This is a genomic window from Budvicia diplopodorum, from assembly GCF_009800925.1.
Taxonomy (GTDB): domain Bacteria; phylum Pseudomonadota; class Gammaproteobacteria; order Enterobacterales; family Enterobacteriaceae; genus Budvicia; species Budvicia diplopodorum.
The window spans coordinates 1-17,160 of sequence record NZ_WOYF01000018.1 but is presented as its reverse complement, the minus strand read 5'-3'; the positions used below and the strand labels follow the sequence as shown (position 1 = coordinate 17,160).

Genomic DNA, 17,160 nt, shown 5'->3' with positions numbered 1-17,160 from the left:
TTAGAATGTTAAAAATTTAATTTTATGGGTAATGAATAATCGATAATAAATAGTGAATAATTACTGAATCTACCTTTACGCCTGTTTTTATTAAAAAAAACGCTCTTGTGATTGAGTTAAAAATCACTAAATGCTTTTACTAAAATCATTTAAAAATGGCACGGGGCATAAAACATTAAAGCAACTATAAAATAGGGTTATTACCACAGACATCGATAGATTCAGTCATAATCAGCGTTAAATGCAATCAGAATTAAAAAGTGCCACCGATTAAACTACAATTTAATACTCCAATCAAGATCATTTAATCGATCTAAAAAATTATCAATACGATTAAAATCGATATTTAACGCTAGATGCAGGTTTAAAAGAAAGCCCTTAAGATAGAATAATGCAAACTCATTAGGTCGATATAATGAATTACTGCTACTTAATAGATAAATTCACTTATTCACCAAAATTTAAATACCGAAATAAAAATATTCAAAAACATTATTTACAATAAAAAAACATACTGCAATAGCGTGAATGAAATAATTTTTTACATTTATTAATGTGTGGTTGCAAATGCAATCTAGTTTATAAATAATGAAAATAATAATATCAAAAAATATAGTAGGAAAATGAGGCTAAAAAACAATATAAACACCCACTACAAAATAAGTTATAAATTATTAATTCTATAATTATCAACAAATTGAAGTAACTCACACTCCCGCGCAATCTAGGTTCAACTTTCCGCTTGTTTTTATGTACTAAAATAAACAATGGCATAGCCATTTTCGCCGATGGTCATCCCAACCTAGCATAGTGGTTTTAATGGGACTCAAATATCATTTTCCTGCCTTTAGAACCCTATAAATACTGAAAAATTTAGCATATTGGGCGATCGCCCACGCATGAAGTGAATTCAAGAACTATCTCACAGTTTTAATCTACTATTACAGTATGGTGAAATCAGGTAACTTATTGATATCGTCGTTAGTTTAATGATATCAGGATCTCACCTTTATTCTTTTTTGAGCTGAGCTTTGGCTTCGGTTTCCTAAAAATTTCGATAAGGGAGAAGAGGGATGTCAGGAACTATTGATAAGGATACAATCCGGCAGCTAACCACGGGACACTATGCCGATCCGTTCTCAATACTGGGTATGCATAAAACAAGCAACGGCTTTACCGTTCGCGCCTTTGCACCTGACGCGCTACAGGTCAGCGTATTAGATAAGCAGACCCAGCAACCGCTTATTACCCTATCGCAGGTAGACCAGACCGGATTCTTCTCCGGCTCGCTTCCGCCAAGGGAACTCCCCTACCGTTACCAATTTCTTATCAGCTGGCAAGATCACCAGCAGGTGATTGAAGACCCCTACCGTTTTGGCCCGCTGCTTCAGGAACTGGACAGCTGGCTTTTAGCTGAAGGCACGCATCTAAGGCCCTACGAGCGGCTCGGTGCCCATTCAGCCCGGCTAGACGACGTTGACGGCATCACCTTTGCCGTATGGGCACCGAACGCCCTGCGCGTTTCCGTGGTTGGCGAGTTCAACTTTTGGGACGGCAGACGCCACCCAATGCGTTTGCGTAAAGAGAGCGGGATCTGGGAACTGTTTATTCCTCACGTACAGGTTGGGCAACTGTATAAATATGAAGTGATTAATAGCCACGGCCAACCGGTACTGAAAGCCGATCCCTATGCCTTCGCCGCCGAAATGCGCCCCAATACCGCATCGCGCATTTGCCAGCTACCGCCGCGGGTTCCGGTGTCGGATAAGCGTCGTCAGGCAAACGGTTTCTCTGCGCCAATGTCGATTTATGAAGTTCACTTAGGCTCATGGCGTCGCCACCGCGATGACAACGGCTGGCTCAGCTATAAAGAGCTGGCAGAGCAGCTGATCCCCTACGTTAAATACATGGGATTCACCCACATTGAACTGCTGCCGATGAATGAACACCCGTTTGACGGTTCGTGGGGCTATCAGCCGGTTGGCATGTATGCACCAACCCGCCGCTTCGGCACGATTGAAGAATTTCGCGATCTGATCGACGCGGCCCATAAAGAAGGCATTAACGTGCTGCTTGACTGGGTTCCGGCCCACTTCCCCACCGATGCCCACGGTCTGGCCCAGTTTGACGGAACCGCACTGTATGAATATTCCGATCCGCGCGAAGGGTTTCATCAAGACTGGAATACGCTGATTTACAACTATAGCCGCCTCGAAGTGTGTAATTACCTGTCGGGCAACGCCCTGTACTGGATAGAACGCTTTGGTATCGATGGCCTGCGGGTTGATGCCGTCGCGTCCATGGTCTATCGCGACTACAGCCGGGCCGACGGTGAGTGGATCCCGAATAAATTCGGCGGCAATGAAAACCTCGAAGCCATCGATTTTGTCCGTTACACCAATAAAACCATCGGCATTGAGTGCCCGGGCGCGGTGACTATCGCCGAAGAGTCTACCGACTATCCGGGCGTGACCCTGCCGCCGGATATGGACGGGCTCGGCTTTCACTACAAGTGGAATCTGGGCTGGATGCACGACACGCTGGACTACATGAAGCTCGACCCGGTTCACCGCCAGTATCATCACGATCTGCTGACCTTCGGCATGTTTTACGCCCATACCGAGAACTTTGTCCTGCCGCTGTCGCACGATGAAGTGGTTCACGGTAAGCGCTCGCTGCTGGGTCGTATGCCCGGCGACACATGGCAACAGTTTGCCAACCTGCGCGCTTACTACGGATTTATGTGGGCTCACCCCGGCAAAAAACTGCTGTTTATGGGCGGTGAATTCGCACAGGGTCGTGAATGGAACCACGACAGCAGCCTCGACTGGCATTTATTAGATCCGATTCAGGGCGGCTGGCATAACGGCGTTCAGGATCTGGTACGCGACCTTAACCATTGCTACCAGCAGCAGGCTGCGCTTTATCAGTTAGATTTTGATCCAAAAGGCTTCGAATGGTTGGTGGTCGACGATAAACAAAACTCAGTCTTTGCCTTTGCGCGCCGCGATGCAGACGGTAATGAACTGGTGATAGTCAGTAATTTTACGCCGGTTACGCGAGAGAACTACCGCATTGGCATTGATATTCCCGCTGAGTATCGGGAAATTCTCAATACCGATTCTGAATATTATCGCGGTACCAACGCTGGCAATCAGGGCAGCGTACACAGTGAAGCTATCCCTTCCCACGGCAGAAATCATTCGCTGCGGTTAACGTTACCGCCTCTGGCAACCATCTATTTACGACGGGAAGCCCGATATGACGCTCATGCTACTCAGGGGTTGTGATTCCCCTGCCGGTAGCCATTTTGATGGCAGCGGCATCAACTTTACGCTTTTTTCAGCCCATGCTGAAAAGGTAGAGCTGTGTCTGTTTGACGAACACGATCGGGAACATCGGCTATTACTCCCCGCCCGTACCGGTAACGTATGGCACGGTTACCTTGCTGGCTATCGGCCGGGGCTGCGCTATGGATACCGCGTTTACGGCCCTTGGGATCCGGCCAAGGGTTTACGCTTCAATCCGCAAAAGCTGCTGATCGACCCCTGCTGCCGGGCGCTGGATGGCAAAGTCCCCGACAGCCCTCTGGTGGTCGATTCAGGCCCTCAACCGGAATCAACGGATAGCGCCAGCCTGGTGCCCAAATGCATTGTGACCGATGAAGTCTACGACTGGCAGCAGGATAAACCGCCGCAAACGCCGTGGTCAAAAACCGTGGTTTACGAAGCCCACGTAAAAGGCCTGACCAAAACCCACCCCGCTATTCCGGCCATTTTACGCGGCAGCTACGCGGCGGTTGCCCATCCGGTGATGATTCAATATCTACAAAAGCTAGGCATCACCGCGCTGGAGCTGCTGCCGGTTCAGCTTCATATCGATGAACCCCGGCTACAGCGGGCAGGATTAACCAACTACTGGGGCTATAACGTATTGGCACCCTTTGCCATCGAGCCTGACTACTGGTCCGGGCAGGCGAATTCAACGCCGCTGTCTGAATTCAGAGATATGGTTAAGGCGCTGCACGCCGCCGGAATTGAAGTGATTCTAGACGTGGTGTTTAACCATACTGCCGAACTGGACCTCAAAGGCCCGACCCTGTCGCTGCGCGGCATTGATAACGCCAGCTACTACTGGATCGATGAGCAAGGGGATTACCACAACTGGACCGGATGCGGCAACACGCTGCGCCTCACCGAACCGGCAACGGTGAAATGGGTGATGGACTGCCTGCGTTTTTGGGCCAATGAGTGTCACGTTGACGGTTTTCGCTTCGATCTTGGCGTGGTGCTTGGCCGAACGCCCGCGTTTTCACCGGATTCACCGCTCACCATCGCCCTGCTTCAAGACCCGGCGCTATCGCAATTGAAGCTGATTGTCGAACCTTGGGACATCGGCCCCGACGGCTATCAGTTAGGTAAATTCAGTTCACCGTTTGCCGAATGGAACGACCAATACCGCGATGATATGCGCCGCTTTTGGTTACAGGGTTCACTTAGCGCCGGTGAGTTTGCCCGTCGCTATGCCGCCTCCAGCGATGTGTTTAATCGCCAAGGTCGGCTGCCGTTCGCCTCAATAAACAAAATCACCTCCCACGATGGCTTCACCCTCAGCGATTTGGTCAGCTTTAATCAAAAGCACAACTACGCTAACGGAGAGGACAACCGCGACGGTCATTCACAGAATTATAGCAATAACCACGGCACCGAAGGTTCAGATGCCGATAGCCAAACCTTAGAACGTCGCGCAGTCAGCGTCAGAGCGCTGCTGGCAACCCTGCTGCTTTCACAGGGCACCCCCATGTTGCTGGCCGGCGATGAGCTGGGTAACGGCCAACGGGGTAACAATAATGCCTACTGTCAGGACTCAGCCCTGACGTGGATAAACTGGATTCAGGCCGATGAAGCGCTAATTAGCTTCACCAGCGGGCTGATTCATTTGCGTCAAAAAATCCCGGCGTTAACCACCGCTGACTGGTGGACAGGCTGGGTCACATCACAGGACGGAATCCGCGATGTGGATTGGCTCAATGCTCAAAGCCAACGGTTGTCACCGCAGCAGTGGGAACAGGGTGAACAACAGGTTCTGCAAATATTACTGTCAGGCCAATGGCTAATCGTCATTAATTTGAGCGAACACCGGCAAACCTTAAGTTTACCGGCAGGAGAATGGCTAACTGCCCCACCGTTTAGCCAGCGTGAAGTTCAGATTGACCGCACAACGTGTCAGGCCATGCCTCGAACGATCGGCGTATTGCAAAAGCAACAACAAGATATTGATTAACTTATGCCTTTTTATGGCACTCATTTAAATTTTACCTATAGGGTTTTATAGATGTTAGGAGGAAAAATGGTTAAGACAGATACAAACCATCAGTTAATGTTGGCAAGGCAATTACCAAAACAGTCCGTGGCGCTCATTTTAGCCGGAGGACGAGGTTCACGCCTGAAAGGTTTAACCTCAAAACGCGCCAAACCGGCGGTTCATTTTGGTGGAAAATTCCGCATTATTGACTTTGCTTTGTCTAACTGTATGAACTCGGGGATCCGTCGCATTGGCGTGTTAACCCAATATCATTCACATTCTCTGGTACAGCATATTCAACGCGGCTGGTCGTTTCTCAATGAAGAAATGAACGAATTCGTCGATTTATTACCGGCCCAGCAGCGTGAAGACGTCGGAGAATGGTATCGCGGTACCGCCGACGCCATTTACCAAAATTTAGATATTATCCGCCGCTACAACGCAGAGTACATCGTCATTCTGGCCGGTGACCATATCTATAAAATGGACTACTCGCGCATGCTGCTCGACCACGTAGAGAAAGGCAGCCAGTGCACGGTTGCCTGTATCGCCGTTCCCCGCACGGAAGCCACCGAATTCGGCGTGATGGACATTGCGGATGACCATCGGATCCTGAACTTCTTAGAAAAACCGAACAATCCGCCGTCCATGCCGGACGACCCTGATATGTCGTTAGCCAGCATGGGTATCTACGTTTTTAATACTCAATATCTGTATAAGCTACTGGAAGAAGACAGCAACAGCATGGAAACCAGCCATGACTTCGGCAAAGATCTGATACCGAAAGCGGTATCCGAAGGGGTCGCATGGGCGCATCCGTTTAGCCTGTCGTGCGTCACCTCAGATATTAACGCTACGCCATACTGGCGCGATGTGGGTACCTTAGACGCCTACTGGAGCGCCAACCTCGATCTGGCCTCGGTCACGCCTGAACTCGATATGTATAACCATAACTGGCCAATTCGAACCTATATGGAACCGCTGCCACCGGCCAAATTTGTCCAAGACCGCTCGGGCAGCCATGGCATGACCATGAACTCACTGATCGGCGCTGGCTGCATTATTTCGGGTTCTGTGGTGCTCAACTCAGTACTGTTCCCTCGGGTTAGAATAAACTCGTTCTGCACGCTGGATTCAACGGTATTACTGCCGGACGTGTACATAGGCCGCTCCTGTCGCCTGCGCCGCTGCGTCATCGATCGGGCCTGTAATTTACCCGAAGGTTTAGTCATCGGTGAAAATGCCGAAGAGGATGAACGCCGGTTCTACCGCTCAGAAAGCGGTATCGTTCTGGTTACCCGTGAGATGCTGAAAAAGCTTTAGCCAATAGCTGCCCCGACGGTGGTTTCAATCAGGTTGCCACCGCGGGTCGGTCGAGATTGTTTAACCGAAGAATTGCGTTAACCAAGCGGTTAACCATTATTTCGACGCGTTAAAGAAACGAATATTCAGGAGACAAGATGCGAGTTCTACACGCATGTTCTGAGTTATTTCCTCTGCTGAAAACCGGAGGGCTGGCCGACGTGATTGGCTCCCTGCCCGGCGCACAAATTGCCGCCGGTGCCGACGTACGCCTACTGCTGCCCGGCTTTCCGGCGCTGTTGGCCGGAATTCCAGACACCGTAATCGTCACCGAGGTCAACACCTTTGCCGGCAGAGTCACTCTACGCTACGGCACCTACAACAACGTTGGCGTTTATCTGATCGACGCGCCGCATCTGTACGATCGATCGGGTAGCCCGTATCACGACAGTTCACAGCTCGACTATGGCGATAACTATAAACGCTTTGGCCTGTTGGGCTGGATCGCCTGCGAACTGGCCTGCGGTATAGATTTCTACTGGCAGGCGGAGGTGGTTCATGGCCATGACTGGCACGCCGGGCTGGCCGGTGCCTATCTGGCGACCAAAGGCTACCCGGCGCGCTTTGTGTTTACCGTTCATAATCTGGCCTATCAGGGTCTGTTCTCTCCCCACCATCTGGATGAGCTTCAGCTTCCGTGGCACTTTATGCAGCCGGAAGGGCTGGAGTTTTACGGCCAAATTTCCTATCTCAAAGCGGGCTTGTACTACGCTCATAAAATTACCGCCGTCAGCCCGACCTACGCACAGGAAATTACCCGGCCCGAGTTTGGCTTTGGTATGGAACACCTGCTCAGCCAGCGCCGGGACTGGGGCAAGCTGGAAGGCATACTCAACGGCGTCGACTACAACACTTGGAGCCCGCAAAAAGACGCGCTGCTCCCGCAAAGCTACCATGCTAAAAAGCTAAGCGGCAAAGCGGAAAACAAAGCCCAACTGCAATCGGCTACGGGGCTATCAATTACCCCCGACGTACCGCTGTTTTGCGTTGTCAGCCGCCTGAGCGACCAAAAAGGCTTAGATTTACTGCTGGAAGCCCTGCCAACCCTACTAGACGAAGGCTGCCAGCTAATGCTGCTGGGCAGCGGCGATGCCGACTTACAGCATGCCTATCTGGCCATGGCTGAACGGCACCCGCAGCAGATTGCGGTTAAAATCGGCTACGACGAAAACTTGGCCCATCGGATCATCGGGGCCGCCGACGTCATCGTGATTCCAAGCCGTTTCGAACCCTGCGGGCTAACCCAGCTCTACGGCCTGAAATACGGCACCTTACCGCTGGTCAGGCATACCGGCGGGCTTGCCGACACCGTGGTTGACTGCTCGCTGGAGAATCTGGCGGACAAAACCGCCACCGGATTTGTGTTTCGTGACTGTCAGGCCAGCGAACTGTCTAACGCCATGCGACGGGTTTTTGCGCTGTGGGCCGAGCCGGTAAAATGGAAACGCGTGCAGCGACAGGCCATGTCGATGGACTTCAGCTGGGACATCGCGGCTAAGAAATATTTACAAATGTATAGCCAGTTAGAATAAACCTTACTGGTATTGCTGAGTTTTTGAACGATACTCAAAGCTAAGCCCGCTGGTTATTGAGGCCAGCGTTATAAAGGTGGCCGATAAAATCTGCCAGCGTATTAACCAAGTGACAGAACATTATTCACGGGGCTGTTGATAAAAATAGATTTGCCCTAAAACACTGACACAAACCAGAGATGAATAAACAATGTCCTCACAATTTAATTTTGAATCACCCGCTGACCGAATTGAAAGCCTCAAAACTTCAATTCAGGAAAAATTGAAATTTGTCATTGGTAAAGAGCCGGCCTTGGCCACCGAACACGACTGGTTAAATGCGATCTCTTTTGTGGTGCGCGACAGAATGGTAGAACGCTGGCTGCGCTCCACCCGTGCGCATATATCTCAGTCAGGTAGGCGCGTTTATTACCTGTCGATGGAATTTCTGATGGGCAGAACCCTGTCTAACGCCCTGCTTTCCGTCGGTATTTACGAAGACTTAGCGCAGGCGCTCAATGACATGGGATTTAACCTTGAGCAACTGATTAACGAAGAGAACGATCCGGGTTTAGGCAACGGCGGCCTTGGCCGCTTAGCGGCCTGCTTCCTCGACTCACTGGCGACCTTAAGTTTACCGGCCCGCGGCTACGGCATTCGCTATGAATACGGCATGTTCAAACAGAATATCGTTAACGGCCAGCAGGCTGAATCACCGGATAACTGGCTAGAATACGGCAACGCATGGGAATTTCCGCGCCATCATATTCGCTATAAAGTATTTTTTGGCGGGCGCATTCAGACCGAAGGGGCCGTTAGCCACTGGCTGGAAACCGAAGAAATTCTGGCCTGCGCCTATGACCAGATTATTCCCGGATTTGATACCGATGCCACCAACACCCTGCGCCTGTGGTCGGCCCGAGCCAGTAATGAAATTAATCTGGGTAAATTTAATCAGGGTGATTACTTCGCCGCCGTAGAAGATAAAAACCACTCAGAAAACGTTTCCCGGGTACTTTACCCCAACGACTCAACCTATTCCGGCCGTGAGCTGCGACTGCGCCAAGAGTATTTTCTGGTTTCAGCCACGCTGCAAGACATTCTGAGCGGTCACTGGGCGCTGTATGAAACCTATGACAATCTGGCCAGTAAAATCGCCATTCACCTCAATGATACCCACCCGGTGCTGGCTATTCCTGAGCTGATGCGCTTACTGATGGATAACCATAACTATAGCTGGGAAGACGCGTGGTTCGTCACCTGTCAGGTATTCTCTTATACCAATCACACCCTGATGAGCGAAGCGCTGGAAACCTGGCCGGTTGATATGCTGGGTAAAAACCTGCCCCGCCACCTACAGATTATCTTTGAAATTAACGACCAGTTTATGGACATAACCAAAAGCCACTACCCTGACGATCCGGGTTTGCTGAGCCGCGTGTCGATCGTTGATGAAAATAACGGCCGAAAGGTTCGTATGGCCTGGTTAGCGGTGATTGCCAGCCATAAAGTCAATGGCGTATCGGCGCTGCACTCAGAGCTAATGGTTCAGTCACTGTTTGCTGATTTTGCTATGCTCTTCCCCGGTCGCTTCAGTAATAAAACCAATGGCATAACCCCTCGCCGCTGGTTAGGCCTTGCCAATAAGCCGCTGTCAGCCCTGCTGGATGAGGTGATTGGTAGCGCTTGGCGCACCGACTTGAGCATACTCTCTTACTTAAACGATCATATCGACTTCCCGGCGTTTATTGACAAAATCAAACAGGTAAAGCTGCAAAATAAGAAAAGGCTGGCGGCCTACATTGCCGAAAACCTGAACGTCATTGTCAACCCCAATGCGCTGTTTGACGTGCAGATAAAGCGGATCCATGAATATAAACGCCAGTTGCTTAACCTGTTGCAGGTGGTTAACCGCTATAACCGTATTCTGGCGTCACCGGATGAAGACTGGGTGCCTCGGGTGGTTATTTTTGCCGGTAAGGCGGCCTCTTCCTACGTCAACGCGAAGCTGATTATTCGCCTGATCAACGACGTAGCCAAAGTGGTGAACGGCGATGAACGGATCAAAAACAGGCTCAAAGTGGTTTTCATTCCTAACTACAGCGTTAGTCTGGCGCAGGCAATCATTCCGGCAACCGACCTGTCAGAGCAAATCTCGCTGGCCGGTACCGAAGCCTCGGGCACCGGTAATATGAAGTTTGCCCTGAACGGCGCGTTAACCATCGGCACCCTCGACGGGGCCAATATCGAAATCAAACAGCACGTCGGTGACGATAATATCTTTATTTTCGGCAATACTGCCGAGCAGGTGGAAGCGCTACGCAGCAACGGCTACCTTCCCCGCCAGTTCTATGAGGAAGATGAAGAGCTTCATGAGGTTTTAACCCAGATTGCCACCGGCCTCTTTAGCCCCGAAGAGCCTCATCGCTACAGCAGCCTGTTTGACTCGCTGGTTAACTTCGGTGATTTTTACCAACTGCTGGCCGACTTCCGCTCTTACGTCAACATGCAGGATGAAGTCGATAAGCTGTACCGTAAGCCAAACCTGTGGGCGCATAAAGTGGTGCTCAATATCGCCAATATGGGGTATTTCTCCTCTGACCGTACGATTCAAGAGTACGCCGACGAGATCTGGAATATTAAACCGGTAAAACTGTAGCTGAACCCTATCGATACCCAAGAGCGATACCCAAACGTGCCCGGCGTGATCGCCACGCTAAACGCCAAAGGTATCGCTATCAACCCGACACTTCTTCCCCGCTTTACGGCGGGGGATTTATGATGAATCTGACTCATGGATAAGCTTACCCTTCAGGCAACGCTGCCAGACTCCCCCCAAAAAGACGCGCTGGAGCTGGCCGGAATAGCAACCCACTATATTAATGCCAAAGGGCAGCAAGAGAGCATCCCGCTGAGCGTCAGGGAACGGCTTTTTGCGGCGATGGCGGCGTCAGAAAGCGATTTTTGGCAGGATATTGACCATTCGCCGCTGCCGGGCGTGACGATTTTTTACGCCGAAACCGAATACCGGTTGCCGCTCAGCCGACCCGGCGCTTATCAATGGCATTTACAGCTGGAAGATCTGTCAATGGCTTTGATGGCCGATGCGCACCAGTATTCCGGTAGCTCAGAATTAGACGAAAGCCCGATAATAATCTTACCGCCAACCCTACCGTTGGGGTATCACCTGCTAACCGTCACTCAGGGCGATGAGCAGTGGTCGTGTCGCATTATTATCGCCCCACAGCGCTGCTTTATTCCCCGCCCGTTGGTTAATCACACCAAGCTGTGGGGCACCTGTATTCAGCTGTATACCCTGCGCTCAGAAACCAACTGGGGCATTGGTGATTTTAGCGACCTGAAACAGATGCTTGGCCACGTTGCCCGGCGCGGCGGTGCCTTCGTTGGCCTTAACCCCATTCACGCGCTCTACCCGTCTAATCCGGGCAGCGCCAGCCCTTACAGCCCGTCGTCACGCAACTGGCTAAACGTTATCTATATTGACGTAACGACCGTTAGCGAGTTTCAAAACAGCGTTACCGCCCAAGCGTGGTGGCTCAGCGCGCCGGTGCAACAGCGCTGGCAGGCAGTACGCGCTACCGACTTGGTTGATTACCCTCAGGTGATGGCGCTAAAGCTGGAAGGCTTGCGCCATGCCTACGGCCATTTTAAAAATTTAGACGACCAACACCCTAGGGTCAGTGCCTTCAACGACTTCCTGTATAACCACGGCGAATCGCTACAAAAGCAGGCTGAGTTTGATGCGATTCATGCCTATCATGCGGCCCGTGAACCCTTTATGTGGGGCTGGCCTGCGTGGCCAGCGGAATATCACGACGGTAACAGTCCGGCGGTCAGGCAGTTTGTCGAAAACTACGCGGACGACGTACGCTTTTACGCATGGCTACAGTGGTTGGCCCACGGCCAGTTAGCCGAATGTTTTACCCTCAGCCAGCGTCAGGGCATGCCGATCGGCATTTACCGCGATCTGGCGGTCGGCGTGACCGACGGAGGCTCCGATACGTGGTGCGACAAAAACCTCTACCGGATTAAAGCCTCAATCGGCGCTCCGCCCGATCCGTTAGGGCCGTTGGGGCAAAACTGGGGGCTACCGCCAATGGACCCACAGATTATGGTCCAGCGCGCCTACCAGCCGTTTATTGACCTGTTGCGCGCCAATATGCGCCACTGCGGCGCGTTACGCATCGACCACGTGATGTCGCTGCTGCGCCTGTGGTGGATCCCCTATGGCGAAACTGCCGATCGGGGAGGATACGTGATGTATCCGGTTGACGATCTGCTGGCGATTCTGGCGCTGGAAAGCCAGCGGCAAAAATGCATGGTGATCGGCGAAGACTTGGGCATAGTTCCGCCAGAGATAGTCAATAAGCTCCAACAGAGCGGCGTGTTCTCGTATAAGGTGCTGTACTTTGAGCAAACGCCCGAAGGCCAGTTTAGAAACCCCGCCGACTACCCCGCTCAGGCGATGGCAACCATCAGCACCCACGACCTGCCAACCTTGCACAGCTACTGGCAGGCGGGTGATTTAGATTTGGGCGAAAGGCTGGGGATCTACCCTGACCCAGAGATTCTGGCCGAGCTTAACGCTGACCGACAGCGCAGCAAACGAGAAATATTAACCACGCTGTTTGATAACGGTTTTATTGATGAGAACCCGCAGGAGCAGCGGGCTGACGTACCCATGACCCCAGCGCTCAGCAACCACATTCATCGGTTTATTGCCTCCACCGGCAGCTTGCTGATTGGGCTACAGCCGGAAGACTGGCTGGGCATGGATAGCCCGGTTAACGTACCGGGAACCACGGTTCAATATCCTAACTGGCGGCGAAAAATAACTGTAGATTTAAACAGTATTTTTGATAATATTGAAATAGTCCGGCTATTAAAGGCCGTTCAATCCACCCGAGACTCATAAATTAAACAGGGATAATAATATGAATATGAATATCACCATTGAAACGCGTGAAACCACCACGGTATATGGCATTCGCCACAACGGACCCTACATAGACATTCATAAAGCCTTTGGCGCGCTATGGGACTGGATATTAGCCGCCGACCTCACGGCTCAGGCAAAGTGCGGCATTGCCATTTACCACGATAACCCCAAAACCAAAGCGCCGGAGCAGTGCCGTTCAGACGCCTGCGTTGAATTTTACCAGCCGCTCGCAGACGAGCGTCTGTCTGAAATCGTCAACCCCATAGAGCTAACCGGCGGCTGCTACGCGGTATATCACCACGTCGGGCCCTATTCTGCTCTGGAACCGGTTTATAACCAGTTTTATAACCAATGGCTACCGGCCAGCGAGTATGAGAAAACCGAGCAGCCTTCGTATGAAATCTACCGCAACAACCCGATGAACACGCCGGAAGACCAGCTAATCACCGATATCTATTTTCCGATGATGAAAAAATAGCCACGGCGTTAAGCTATCGGGTAAGACAATAGAGGTAAAAATAGACGCCAATGGGCGTCTATTAATCGGGACCTGCCGGAAATTAGCCGTTATTGGCGGACAATACCGTGTATAAAGCGGCTAGTTTCTCATGCAGAATAAACTGGAGTGACTCCGTTAGCGAAGCCTCATCAAGGTTAATTATTGCTGAGACAAGGGCAAGGCACTGTTCAGCCAGTTCTAGCAGATCGGTAGAGGTCGAATCAACGCTATTAAGCATGGGATTGTCCCCCCGCTTAGCCGGTAACCGACTGAAACAGAAGATCGTTTATTCGAGCTGGATCGAAAATTAGATCGGGTGACGAGTATAAATTTGGGGCGAGTTTGGTTATGCTCTTTTACAGCCATGAGTTACCTCTTCATGTAACTTGTTGGTTAGAAACCCCGTATGTGTTCGAGCACTGCGGGGTTTTGCTTTTGCAGGCGAAAAACCGCCTGCGCAGGTACTGTATGTTTACTCAGGGATTGGGTCAATTGGTGTAACGGCTTTTTGGACGGGGAATTTTGGATTTTGGGGATGGATCGCAAAAAATAATTAAAGTAAGAGTAGCTTATCTAAAGCTGTTACTTGCTTACTACCTTGACCGAATCCGGCGCAATACCACACACTATCATTCCGAGTAACAACTTCCATGTGTTGCCACGTTTGTCTGAATATTGCATTTAAAGCAATAAAGGTGCTAATGCATTTAACAGCTATCCAGAACCCAGCCGTCAAGGCGATGCTAAGGATCCAGACATTAGTAGGCGCAGCTTTCCATACTTGTGATATCAACACGGTTAGTACCGTGATTTGAGCTATTATTTTGGTGATAAAAGATCGCAAAAAGAAAGTACGCATATGCTCTTCAACTGCAAAATGAGGATTAGTCAGCTGACTACGCGTTTCCTGAACCGGAATTCCGTGCACATAGATAGTCCACTGTGAAAGTTTTTCAGGAATAACAACAAACCCTTTTTCAACTAACTGATGTAAACGCATAGGAATAGCAATATTAAATACTAACCCGATCAACAGCCCATAAAAAATAAGTGCGGTTATTCCAAAAAAAGATAACCCAATTGCCGTAAATACCATCAGGATAATTTTTCCTGAATAGAACCAGAAAGGTGCTATTTGATAATTCATATAAATCCTATAATCCTTTAAATTCCAATTGCCTTGTCATAATGACTTTAGTTTATTGATATGAAAACAACGTGGGTATTAAATCAAGGACAGTTCACAATACCCAGCTCATAAGAACTGGGTTTAGAGTACTCACTGATCTGGATCTGATGGGGGCCTTTTTCGGGCGTTATAAATACCTATTCGATTAAATACAAGAGCGCCAATAGAGAGGAACGCCCCTGTTATTGAACTCATTATCAAAGTTTTGAGAACATCTTCTGTTGAGATATTTAATGATGATGTGTATATCAACCCAACAACGCAACGAGCTCCCAATCCGAGCAGAAAAAATGCTCCAGTCAAGTATAAAAATACCAATACAAAAATATAAGGAGTCATTTTCTTCAGTATCATTACTGCCCTTCCTTTTTATTAGCATTCTTAACTGCATCATTCACCACTTCAGAGGTGAATGCTCCTCCCGCAATCCCGGTGGCCCCTGAGAATGACGGGCCTATATACGGTGTAAGCAAATTTGGTACATATTTTCCGACTACCCCACCGAAAAAGCCTCCAAACATAGCTCCGGCTTGAGATGCGCCATCTGGTCCATCAACAAAGAATGCCCCTCCCATTGATATACCCGTATTTGCCACTATTCCACGTCCCGGTCCCAATAACCCAATGCCAAATGATCCAATACTGGATTTGTAGTCCCATGGCTTATTTTCATTGCCCGGCTGACTCAAGTCATACCACTGATAAGCGCCGTTCGCACCCAGAGTCAATGCTCCGCTAGTGGCCATTTCACCCGCTGCTGCCGCAGGCCCCAGATACAAAGCGCCACCTATCATTAAGCCATTGGTATAATGATCAATGAGTGCCTTGGTGATATTTGCCCCCTCTGGCAAACTCCCATTCATATAATCCCGCATTGCTGCATCGATTTCTGCCTGTGATGAGCCCTTTTGTGTCATATCTGTCAGGAGGCTGGATACACTTTGTCCGTGATCCGATATCCCTTTTGGTAGGCTCATTGTATTATTTTCCGCTGCATTTTTCCCAGCCCCTGCCGCCGTAGCAAACGACTCTGAGCTGTTTCCGGCTACGCCACCAATTGCGCCGGCTGCTATCATCGACAATGCAGATACTGTCTTACGTTCATCTTCCGTCAGGTCTTTAGGATTTTTGCCATTGTACAGTTCTTTGATAATAATCTGAGCTATCAATTCTCCACTGGTTGCACCGGCCGCACCAGCAAGGGCATTAGTTCCTGAACCCTGCGCAACAGCAGCACCTACAATGGCATGTGCGATGGCATTGATGACTTTATCTTTGTCTTCTGGTCCTTCAGTGCGTTTCTTCACTTCATTTGCAAGATAAGGTGCTGAAGCCGCTGCCGCTGCATTCCCTACAGAGCCACCACCCATTGCTATTGTCAAAGCAGCCCCAGCAGCTTGGATTGCCCGTTGAACATCGCTGCCGGTGCCGTAGTCTCTCATCACACCTTCGTAGATATTACTGTAAGCCATATCATAAATGGCTTTATTTAACTGAGCCTCAGTCGGCGATGTAATATCTTGTTTGGCCAGATTTTCTCTAGCCTTCGCAACAGAATCCGGATCGTTGGATAATGTTTCAGCCAACGATCCTGCATTTTTATCCGCCTCATCCTGCGCGGCCTTCACGCCAATATTGGTGGCGATGGTCGTGACCTGCTGCGCAATCTCCCCCGCCAGCGTAATGGCCGCCAGCTTGTTCTGCTCTTTCTCGGCGTCGAAGATTTTATCCAGCACGTCGTTGGCATTCTGCGTATCGTTGCTGAGCGCTGCCACGTCCTGCTTTTGATTCTCTTTATCACGAATGGTGATATTGCCCGCCGCAATCGCCGAATTGGTGGTGCTGGAGGCTTTCTCGCCGTACATCACCACAATCGGTGTGGTCGGTACGCCCGGGAAGCCCATTGGCGCGCCGCCGCCGGTGCCGACGCTGATTGACAGGTGGCTGACGTCGTACTCGGCCTTGTTCTTAATATCGCTCCAGCCCAGCGTGCCGGTGTCGAGGTTGTTCTTATCGGCGGTGGCTTCAGAAGCAATCACCGCGCCGTCGAGCTGGGTGTGGCCGCCAACGGTGATGCCATAGCCGCCCTTGCCGGCAAAAATACCGGCCTGCTCATTGACGCTGGCCCAGGTGCTGTCCATTTTGTCCACAACCAGACCCAGGCTCATATCAAAGCCTGAGCCGTAGCTGCCGCTGACGTTGAGTGAGAAACTTTCGTAGCTGTAGTCGTCGGTATCCTGTAGCGACCTGACGGTCAGGTCGCGGCCGACGTCCATCAACACGCTGTCGCCTTTGGCCTGTGCGCCAATCAGGCTGGTATCGCGCCCGCTGATGA

Annotated in this window: 10 protein-coding genes; 7 read left to right on the top strand and 3 right to left on the bottom strand. The window is 50.4% G+C overall.

Going from position 1 to position 17,160, the window contains the following annotated elements; all coding sequences use genetic code 11:
- The first annotated feature begins 1,073 nt into the window (after positions 1 to 1,073).
- The 7 genes from glgB (at position 1,074) to GVI43_RS13825 (ending at position 13,615) form a co-directional block, all read left to right on the top strand.
- A complete protein-coding gene (glgB, locus tag GVI43_RS13855; RefSeq protein WP_159567448.1) occupies positions 1,074 to 3,290 on the top strand; it encodes a 1,4-alpha-glucan branching protein GlgB in 2,217 nt (738 codons plus the stop codon).
- Positions 3,262 to 5,283 (top strand): glycogen debranching protein GlgX, encoded by a 2,022-nt coding sequence (gene glgX / locus GVI43_RS13850; protein ID WP_425482155.1) that lies wholly within the window; start codon positions 3,262 to 3,264, stop codon positions 5,281 to 5,283. Before glgB ends, glgX begins: the two co-directional genes overlap by 29 nt.
- Before the next feature lie 66 nt (positions 5,284 to 5,349).
- On the top strand, positions 5,350 to 6,627 hold the full coding sequence (glgC, locus tag GVI43_RS13845; RefSeq protein WP_159567447.1) for a glucose-1-phosphate adenylyltransferase: 1,278 nt from the start codon (positions 5,350 to 5,352) through the stop codon (positions 6,625 to 6,627).
- A 137-nt stretch (positions 6,628 to 6,764) separates the two neighbouring features.
- Positions 6,765 to 8,198 carry a glycogen synthase GlgA gene (glgA, locus tag GVI43_RS13840; RefSeq protein WP_159567446.1) on the top strand — a complete coding sequence of 478 codons (1,434 nt, stop codon included), beginning with the start codon at positions 6,765 to 6,767 and terminating at the stop codon, positions 8,196 to 8,198.
- A gap of 190 nt (positions 8,199 to 8,388) precedes the next feature.
- Complete coding sequence (glgP, locus tag GVI43_RS13835; RefSeq protein ID WP_159567445.1) at positions 8,389 to 10,836, top strand: glycogen phosphorylase; 2,448 nt, start codon at positions 8,389 to 8,391, stop codon at positions 10,834 to 10,836.
- Positions 10,837 to 10,971: 135 nt separating this feature from the next.
- Entirely contained in the window at positions 10,972 to 13,113 is a 2,142-nt protein-coding gene (malQ, locus tag GVI43_RS13830) for a 4-alpha-glucanotransferase (protein WP_159567444.1), read from the top strand.
- A gap of 19 nt (positions 13,114 to 13,132) precedes the next feature.
- Entirely contained in the window at positions 13,133 to 13,615 is a 483-nt protein-coding gene (locus GVI43_RS13825) for an AraC family transcriptional regulator (RefSeq protein ID WP_159567443.1), read from the top strand.
- 82 nt (positions 13,616 to 13,697) lie between these two features.
- On the opposite strand, the gene GVI43_RS13820 is transcribed toward GVI43_RS13825, so the two are convergent.
- The 3 genes from GVI43_RS13820 to GVI43_RS13810 all read right to left on the bottom strand — a co-directional run.
- The gene (locus GVI43_RS13820) at positions 13,698 to 13,874 is read right to left on the bottom strand and encodes a hypothetical protein (protein WP_159567442.1); all 177 of its coding nucleotides are present in this window, start codon (positions 13,872 to 13,874) and stop codon (positions 13,698 to 13,700) included.
- Positions 13,875 to 14,189: 315 nt separating this feature from the next.
- Positions 14,190 to 14,783, bottom strand: a complete 594-nt coding sequence (locus GVI43_RS13815; RefSeq protein ID WP_159567441.1) for a hypothetical protein — start codon at positions 14,781 to 14,783, stop codon at positions 14,190 to 14,192.
- A 395-nt stretch (positions 14,784 to 15,178) separates the two neighbouring features.
- Positions 15,179 to 17,160, bottom strand: a 1,982-nt coding sequence (locus tag GVI43_RS13810) for a VENN motif pre-toxin domain-containing protein (RefSeq protein WP_159567440.1), incomplete at its 5' end; no start/stop codon positions are given.